At 37.8% G+C, this 8,400-nt stretch carries 8 protein-coding genes; 1 reads left to right on the top strand and 7 read right to left on the bottom strand.

Annotated features, from left to right (window positions below; translation table 11 throughout):
- Window positions 1-46: 46 nt before the first annotated feature.
- The 3 genes from EAE91_RS22540 to EAE91_RS22530 all read right to left on the bottom strand — a co-directional run bounded on the left by EAE91_RS22540 (window position 47) and on the right by EAE91_RS22530 (window position 3,513).
- Window positions 47-757 (bottom strand): hypothetical protein, encoded by a 711-nt coding sequence (locus tag EAE91_RS22540; RefSeq protein ID WP_214090414.1) that lies wholly within the window; start codon window positions 755-757, stop codon window positions 47-49.
- 75 nt (window positions 758-832) lie between these two features.
- Entirely contained in the window at window positions 833-1,585 is a 753-nt protein-coding gene (locus EAE91_RS22535; RefSeq protein ID WP_214090413.1) for a hypothetical protein, read from the bottom strand.
- A complete protein-coding gene (locus EAE91_RS22530; RefSeq protein WP_214090412.1) occupies window positions 1,582-3,513 on the bottom strand; it encodes a lipase family protein in 1,932 nt (643 codons plus the stop codon). Before EAE91_RS22530 ends, EAE91_RS22535 begins: the two co-directional genes overlap by 4 nt.
- Before the next feature lie 1,421 nt (window positions 3,514-4,934).
- Here EAE91_RS22530 and EAE91_RS22525 point away from each other — a divergent pair.
- Window positions 4,935-5,306 (top strand): LecA/PA-IL family lectin, encoded by a 372-nt coding sequence (locus EAE91_RS22525; protein WP_036778599.1) that lies wholly within the window; start codon window positions 4,935-4,937, stop codon window positions 5,304-5,306.
- 103 nt (window positions 5,307-5,409) lie between these two features.
- Here the strand turns inward: EAE91_RS22525 and EAE91_RS22520 are convergent, their stop codons facing one another.
- The 4 genes from EAE91_RS22520 to EAE91_RS22505 all read right to left on the bottom strand — a co-directional run bounded on the left by EAE91_RS22520 (window position 5,410) and on the right by EAE91_RS22505 (window position 8,051).
- Entirely contained in the window at window positions 5,410-6,228 is an 819-nt protein-coding gene (locus EAE91_RS22520) for a hypothetical protein (RefSeq protein WP_214090411.1), read from the bottom strand.
- Window positions 6,229-6,233: 5 nt separating this feature from the next.
- On the bottom strand, window positions 6,234-6,452 hold the full coding sequence (locus tag EAE91_RS22515; protein ID WP_214090410.1) for a hypothetical protein: 219 nt from the start codon (window positions 6,450-6,452) through the stop codon (window positions 6,234-6,236).
- Window positions 6,453-6,891: 439 nt separating this feature from the next.
- Entirely contained in the window at window positions 6,892-7,470 is a 579-nt protein-coding gene (locus tag EAE91_RS22510) for a YceI family protein (RefSeq protein WP_214090409.1), read from the bottom strand.
- A gap of 26 nt (window positions 7,471-7,496) precedes the next feature.
- A complete protein-coding gene (locus tag EAE91_RS22505; RefSeq protein WP_214090408.1) occupies window positions 7,497-8,051 on the bottom strand; it encodes a cytochrome b in 555 nt (184 codons plus the stop codon).
- Between the last annotated feature and the right edge of the window lie 349 nt (window positions 8,052-8,400).

The following is an 8,400-nucleotide window of genomic DNA, read 5'->3' as shown; positions in this document are numbered from 1 at the left end:
TCTGAGAAATGTTCAGTAAAAATATCAAAGCACATGGTTTTTGCTCTCAAAAAGAGAGTATGAGATCATAACTATTACCGTCGGTCAAATCTGATTTTTTTAACAAAATATTCACGATCTTGCCCTGATCTAGTTTAGGCTTATAGATAATTTTCCATTCAGCATCCGGCGCTAACGTGAAGCGAAAGGGATACATACTAACTTGACCCTGTAAAAATATTCTTTTTGGACTCTCCTCAGCCATTTCCAAAACAGGGTAAATAATTGGGCTGAAATCAATGGTATTCAATGCTGCAATTTCGCTAATGTTTGTCTGAACAGCATCGTTAATAAATGCGGTTAAACCTGTTCCCGCATATGGCACAGCATCTTTCACCAGATGACGTACATCGGTATATCCCACTGCCACAGAGGCCCGATTAATTTTCCACTCACACCAACCTCCGCCACTAAAGGGTAATTTCGCCTGAAAGTAACCAGTTTGTGGATCTGACTTCACATCCAGACGTAATCCATAATAAGTCGGCACTTGATAAGGCGACATACCTGCATCAAGCTGATATCTAAGGCAGTCTTTTGAGATATACTGCGCAGATACATACGGTTTTGTGTATTTCGGCGCGACGCCTTCCACCGTAATCAATTGTTCTTTCCTGTCAGATGAAAAAGGAAATAACCAGTTAAAAAAGGTGTCACCAAACGCCCAATAAATAAAATAGAGAAATAATAAGGACAGCGTTATCTTCAATATTTTCATACGGACAGTTCCTTTTAATAACAGAATTCTCATGTTGGCATTTAGATAAACTGGTGATATGACCTTAGTAGAGCGTTACTTTATGTACCGGGTATCTGCCATTTGGGTATTGATTTCAATATGTCCACCGGGGTACTCAACCCATTCGCCTCTCCCATTAGTTACCGTGATTTTAGGCATTTTGGTTTCATCCAACTTAGGCTTAAAGGTGATTTTCCATTCCGCTCCTGGAATTAATTTCAGCCGAAAAGGAAACAAATCCACCTTCCCCAGTAAGGAAATTCCGTTTGGATATCCTTCGACAACTTTAAAAACAGGGTAAATAACCGGTCTGTAATCTATAATATTCAATGCGCGAGTCTCAGAGGCTTCAGAATAATTTGTTCGCGCTGCGTCGTTGATAAAAGCGGCTAATCCTGTTCCCGAAGAAGGCACCGCATCTTTCACCAGGTGACTAACATCGGCATAACCCACTGCCACAAACGCTCGGTTGATTTTCCATTTACACCAACCTCCACCACTAAAAGGTAATTTTGTCTGAAAATAACCGGTTTTTGGATCGGCCTTCACATCTAGGCTCAATCCGTTATAGGTCGGTACCTTATGAGGTGTCATAGTCGCACTAAACTCATATTCAAGACAATCTTTTGAGATATATTCTGCCGACACATACGGTCTTGTATATTTCGGCATGACGCCTTCCACTGTGATCCACGGGCCCTTTCCCTTAGATGAAAAGGGAAATAGCCAGTTAAAAAAGGTATCGCCAAATGCCCAGTAAATAAAATAGAAAAATAGCAATAGCAGTGTAATTTTCACTATTTTCATACTGAAAGTTCCTTACCATCGCAGTAGTACTGTAAGGCCAGTTTCCCTTTTTCTTCCTGCTGACTGACGGCCAATGATTTTATTAACTGTTTATCCATTTCCAGAAAGCAGAGATTACGGTAGTAAACAGCGTCTGGTGTCAGTCTCTTATAAACATCCATTTTCTCCTTAAATTGACGCTGACTGTCCTGATAAGTCGTCATTTTATCCGGTTCGCATAACTCTTTAAGACGTGCATCAATATAACCGGCATATTTAGATGAGAAGTGATTAAGGATACTTACTCTGTCTTTTAACTCAGGATTTTCATTTTCATCAAACAATTTATCCTGTTCTTGTGGACTTAGCTGATTAAACAGGGCATTTTGCTGTTCACCGGCCTGAGAGAAAAAGTGTTCTGTTTCTTTATTCAATTCAGGAATTAAATACAGTTTTGTTATATTATTTAATATTTCCTCTGCACTCAATCTGGTTATCAACGATACATTACTGGCGGCAATCAGCCATTCCGGGCAGGCACTGGCTTTTAAAAAATGAACCACTTTGCCGTGATGCAGATAAATTTCTTTACTGGCTGTCGCCTGTTTAATTGCCTGAATAATCGGTGAGGGTGACAATAATTTCATGATTTCCCAGTCATACCCCGCCAACGTCCAGTAATTGAAAAAAACATTATCCATATCCTGTTCAAAGGGCACTAAAGGAATAGGGTCATTCTCATTAACATGGCGATAATGGATAATAGAAGATAGTTCCTGTACTGCACTACGGGTTAATGTTCGTGGCATCCCGTAACTGTAGAGACAAGGATTGTGTTCTTTCAGTTGTGCACTGTGCAGTAATGCCAGTGCGCCTCCCAGACTGTGACCACAGATAAATAATTTTTTGTTTTTAGCTAAGCTAATGATATCTTGGAATACTGTTGTAGTTTTGGCTTTATCACTAGGAACGATTAACTTCCCAACCAGACTGAATGCCTCCCAAAACCCTTTATGCACTTTGCCACGGTGAATAAATCCGCTGCACAGAGATTTCTCATTATCGCAACTTAAGCTTAAGGGCTGGAAGGTAACATCGGTCAGATAATTCTCCGTAGTGGCTGTACCCCGCCAACTAACAAGAACATCACTGCTGCTGGCGATATAAAACAGTCGAGTATCACCCTGTTTATTGTCATTGTCTGCTGTTTTTGAATCAATAAACTCTATCCGAGCATAACGTTCACTAAACGGCACATCATAAACCACAGGCGTTGCCGAAACATCGTTCATCCGATAAGGCAGCTTCGAGACATCCACCATTTGCCGGTTAAAAAAGTGAAGTATAGAACCTTCAACATCAACATCCCCGCCAGCATAGGCCAGCACACTCATCAAACACTGGTTATAGGCATTAACAATGGAATATTCCTTCTGATGATGTAGTTGCAAAACCCAAGCCCGAAAAGGACATACCTCTAGTACATAACGTCGATTTAACGGATGAACCTGATAGCCTTTTGGTTCCGGGTCCGGGAAATGATAAAGCGGTGGAATATCTTTAGAATCTTTCCAATCTTTAATCACCGGCAACCCATCACTAATCTGCCCGATAGTCACATAGCGATATTGATAGCCTTCGGCTTCCGCTTTCGGTTTTACTACCGAAGCCTCTTCACCGCGTATTTCCCGCAACGGGCGCTGTTCCATTTCATTGGCCAGCGATTGGGCGTGAATATACAATGTCACGGGATGGGCTGACAGGTCTTCTTCCCTGAGCACCCCAAAACCATCCGTCTTCCCTTTGCGCACATAATTCGGTAGCCCCTTGCTTATCAGGCTATAAGGCATATTAACCAGCGGCTTCCCCTGTTCATCCACCAACTGAAATTCCACCCAGTGTTTCAACAACCTACAATCTAAACATTCTCGCGGATCTAATGTATTCATCAGTGTTGTTTCCTTTACTCGCTATTACAATAACCGGTAAATTGGCAAAATTTTGCGGCTCCCACATCCTGCTAGAAAATGGAACTGATTGATTTCTCCACCAAAAAAATAAGGTAGTAAAAACCCTATTACCATAGACAAAAAGCACCGCTTATGCCGTGAATAATAATGAGCTGAATGACAGGAAGACAGAAATGTATTCCCACCAATTAATCCCTTTGAATAAGGGAACAGGAGTTGAAATTTCCTTCATACTGTCCATATGATGGAGCTGTAGATTATAATTATTAAATCATCACAAAATAGCAAGAAAAAATTTCCATTTTTTTCATTTACAAAAAGTAACATTTGTAAGAAAGTGTTACAAACTCAATAGAGATTGAGTTATTGTCAATCTTATAAAGGATGAATTTATAAAAACACCCTATTCCCAGACAAAGTAATTTTCGATATATAAAGCAGTCAGGTTTTCACTGATTTTTACTCAATGACCATAAAAATATCCAACACCCTGATTTTTAATTAAAAATATCTTTAATACTACTTATCATAGCAACCAATAATATCATCTATCTAACCTTTTAATTAATCTATACCTTATGGATTTCAAGATGCATCGCGACGGCAATCGAGTGAATTCCCGCTCACATAGCAAACTATGTGAGCGAGTGCAGCCAACAAAGAGGCAACTTGAAAGATAGCGGGTATATTTATCAACAACTCAGTCTGCATTAAATACCGGCGATATTGGCTATCTTATTCAACCCATTTTACTCCTGTGTTAACTGATTTTCTGTTAGACATAGAAATATCTTGATGATTCAATAGTCGTAAAAGTCATCCTATCGATTAATAGGTATTTATTTTGGATTATCTTACTTTCTTATTCACTCTCGTAGAGAGAAAACAGATAATCTGAGATGAGTTTCCATGTAGAATACAATAAAATACCCACCTTATTTCACGCAATCCACCAATACATCGGACAACATCTCCAACCGTGGGATTATCTAATCTATGCAAGAAACATTATCTACCAATAATTTACTGTAACCATTTCACACAATTTCCAAACGGAATAAGAATTAATGGCAATTTTAATTTTCTGATATAATTAAATCATAAAATTTAAAAAATAATCATTCTCTTTTATTCTAATGGTTCGATATAATAATTTAAAATAAAAAATAATCATAAAATCTATCATTCAATATAAAATTAATATCCTATAAAAAGAAAAAACAATTATAACATTAAATCAACCATCGATCTGAAAATTATTATTGTTATTAACGCAGATCACAATCCATAATGTTTTTCATTGCTCATCTCATCATAAAAATATAAATTTTCTTTCAGTCAAATATGTAAACATCTTTGACAAAACTATTTCTATAAAACATAATTTCGGAGGCAATACTATGGCTGATTGGTCAGGAAGTGTTCCAGCTAACGCTGAAAACGGTAAATCCACAGGGCTTATTCTCAAGCAAGGAGACATCATATCTATTGTCGCTAGCGGATGGGTGAGATACGGCAAAGAAAGTAATATGATATCCGCGCCTCAAGGTAGCATCACGCTCTCTACAAATCCAGAATACAATCTCGTTGCAAAAATTGGTGGCAAAACCTATAGGATTGGTAATGGCGTGCTCCATAGAACGGTTCCCGTAGATGGTGAATTGGTACTTCTGTTCTCTGATACACCCGGTGTATATTACGATAACTCTGGAGAGTTTCGTGTCGATGTTATAATAGAGTCTCGGTATTCTCCTCTGGAAGAAAAAAAATAAAAACTATATAAATACGTATTGCCAATATAATAAACAGTCCCATTGATATAATGCCAAGTGAAAAATCACATCACTTCACTTGGCAGACAAGAAAAAAGCCACATTAAACAACAGCCTCATCATTATTATTACTATTTTCTACAAATGGATGCTTACTATGCTTTTCTTCAAACGATATATAAGTATCTACATCAAATAAAGAAAAAGATTCTATTTGGTCTATCGGTAATATATGTCGGAATTGATATACTGATAATGGTTCAGAGTTTAACGTTATACCTTTTCTACTATAAATATCCGTATAATCATGCTCGACCATAAAAGATAAGCTGTCTTTATCACGGTATCCACTTATAAATGGTATAATTGATACCATTGCATCCGAATGGGTATGGAAATTGTAAAATTTCGCTTCATCAACCATCCCAACATACACCTTTCGAGATTTGAGAGTGACCATAACGAGAAGACCGAACTCCAAGGATTCTAGTAATAATTCATTTACAGAATCTTTTTTCGCATCATTCCTAATGGCTTTAATCCGGTACGTATAGTTTTCTGATCTGTTTTTAGCGATTGAGGCTTGGCTTATACTCATAAGAACCGTAGATATAACTACAATCCATGAAAAAAAGCTTGCTGTAGCGTATCTGAGTCCATTCAAATCTGTGGCAAATGTAAACTGAGTGTATTTTGCACCAAAATATGCAGGTACATTCATAATGTACATTGCTAAATATAACAGAACATCAATAAATACAGCCATGACAAAGCCAGCGATCAGAAACTCCCCACCTTTTAAAGCTACTTGAAAGTAAGCATTCCACCCTTGCGCTTTTTGTAACTCAATTTTTGATGGTATGTCACTATCAATATATTTATAGCCACAGATCAAAACAAAGGTAATAAAAACAGGCCACATATTAGTTATTTTCTCTTTGATAACGCTTTTATATTATGTTCAAAAGCCGCTATCACATCGCTATTCTTCCTGTTAATCATGACAGTACCGTCATTTCTGATCAACAACCTCTGAGAGCAGTCTTCAGTAGCGGCACTTTCAGGTTTCATCAGTTTAGCAGTTTCCCTAATAATTTTATCAGGAGAAACATATGCCTTATCTATGAGTTTTGTAAATGATGACATAACCCCCTCTCCTTAACTCTCTGTATTATTAATATATAATTTAATCATGGCGTTCAATAAACACTCAGTTTCTATACTAAGTTTAGTTGCAAGTGATACTTGCATCAATCTAGTAGTACCATGTATGCGCCAAATAAAACACAATATTAATATACCCGTCATCTTTCAAGTTGCTTCTTTGTTGGCTGCACTCTTTCACCCCGGTAACATAGTTCTCTATGCTCCCGGGGATTCGCTCCCTTGCCGCCGCGATCCATCTTGAAATCCATAGGGTATATTTTCTACCCAAAACCATATACAATCAATTGCATTAAAACTGTATATAACAACAGTATCATCTATGAGATCAACTGAAAAGAAGGTTTTGCCTATCAATAAAACAGGCCACGCAATGCGCAGCCGTTAATAAATGACACTACTGAATTAAGTAATCAGCGTATTACTTTTCCCGAATGCCTTCGACAGAGATCAGTAATTCTGCTTCCTGCGATTTAGGCCCCAAATCTTTTTGGAAATTAAAATCTTTCAGTTTGATTTTACCGTAAGCGTCAAAACCTGCGCGGTAGCCGCCCCACGGGTCTTTACCTTCACCCAGTAGTTCCGCATTCAGCACCACTGGCTTTGTCACACCATTTAAAGTCAGATCACCTGTAACAACATATTTATTCCCCTCTTTTTTCACTGCTGTTGAAGTGAATTTTGCTTCAGGATATTTATCCGTATTAAAGAAATCTTTACCGCGCAGGTGTTTATCACGTTCAGCGTGATTAGTATCCAAACTGGCTATTTTGATCGTCACATCGACTTTATCCGCAGCCGGGTTTTTCTCATCAAATGTGAAAGAACCATCAAAATCTTTAAATGTCCCATATAACCAACTGTACCCCAAATGTTGAATACGGAATTGAATAAAGGCGTGCTGGCCTGGTATATCAAATTTATAATCGGCAGCTAATGCCGAACCTGCATTCAGTAACAGTGCACCTGCTGTCAAGCCAAGTAATGTCTTCTTCAACATATTCTTCTCCATAATCGTCTTTTGTATTATTCAGGACGGAAACCTAGCATCCGCTTTAAGGTTGCATCACGGTCAATAAAATGGTGTTTTAATGCCGCAACAGCATGTAATAGCGATAAAATTACTACCGCCCAGGCAAGGTAAAGATGAATCATTCCGGCAGTATCCGCCTGTTCGCCCTGACCTGTTAATGTGGCTGGCACAGTAAACCAGTCAAAAACAGCAATTGACTGTCCATCAGCGGTCGAAATTAAATAACCACTAATCAAAATGCTAAACAGTAAGATATACAACAAAATATGCATCAAAACAGCACTGACTCTGATTAAGCGGCTATAACTGGCTAATGGCTTGGGTGGTGGAGAAACAAAACGCCAGATAACACGCACAACCATTACTATCATCAGTATTATTCCGATGCTTTTATGAAGTTCAGGCGCTTTGTGATACCACGTATCGTAATACCCCAATGTCACCATCCACAGTCCTAGCGCAAACATACCGTACACAGCCAATGCAACCAACCAGTGCAGCAGGACAGATAAATGACCAAATTGGTTAGAAGTATTCTTCCAAAGCATAGTCGTTCCTTTTTAGATCAATGCTGATGAGCTTTTTGGGATTAATTAAATCATAAACGATATTAATTTCTTTTTTATTAAAAATTTCAACAAATAATTTGCAAAAGATTTTCAATTTTAATCAACAAAATTTACTTAAAATAAAAAACACCAAATAACAACAAGATAGAAATAAATCACATTAAGAGCAATATCAGTAAAATATATAATATATTTTTTTATCTTGGATTCACATAATAAGTGCAACATCGTTAATCCGGAAGTAAACATGTTCGTATTCCTTTAAATAATTCATTCGGGGTTTTCCCTCCCCGGGTTTTTCGGGGGCGATTATTTAATCGGTTTACCA

Origin of the sequence: Photorhabdus noenieputensis, assembly GCF_018448935.1 — a bacterium.
GTDB lineage: Bacteria > Pseudomonadota > Gammaproteobacteria > Enterobacterales > Enterobacteriaceae > Photorhabdus > Photorhabdus noenieputensis.
This window is presented reverse-complemented; position numbering and strand designations above follow the sequence as displayed.

What these genes read in the sequence shown, in the direction of transcription:
- EAE91_RS22540 (WP_214090414.1), bottom strand. Translation starts at nt 757, where the DNA reads ATGAAAATATTGAAGATAACGCTGTCCTTATTATTTCTCTATTTTATT.
- EAE91_RS22535 (WP_214090413.1), bottom strand. Translation starts at nt 1,585, where the DNA reads ATGAAAATAGTGAAAATTACACTGCTATTGCTATTTTTCTATTTTATT.
- EAE91_RS22530 (WP_214090412.1), bottom strand. Translation starts at nt 3,513, where the DNA reads ATGAATACATTAGATCCGCGAGAATGTTTAGATTGTAGGTTGTTGAAA.
- EAE91_RS22525 (WP_036778599.1), top strand. Translation starts at nt 4,935, where the DNA reads ATGGCTGATTGGTCAGGAAGTGTTCCAGCTAACGCTGAAAACGGTAAA.
- EAE91_RS22520 (WP_214090411.1), bottom strand. Translation starts at nt 6,228, where the DNA reads ATGTGGCCTGTTTTTATTACCTTTGTTTTGATCTGTGGCTATAAATAT.
- EAE91_RS22515 (WP_214090410.1), bottom strand. Translation starts at nt 6,452, where the DNA reads ATGTCATCATTTACAAAACTCATAGATAAGGCATATGTTTCTCCTGAT.
- EAE91_RS22510 (WP_214090409.1), bottom strand. Translation starts at nt 7,470, where the DNA reads ATGTTGAAGAAGACATTACTTGGCTTGACAGCAGGTGCACTGTTACTG.
- EAE91_RS22505 (WP_214090408.1), bottom strand. Translation starts at nt 8,051, where the DNA reads ATGCTTTGGAAGAATACTTCTAACCAATTTGGTCATTTATCTGTCCTG.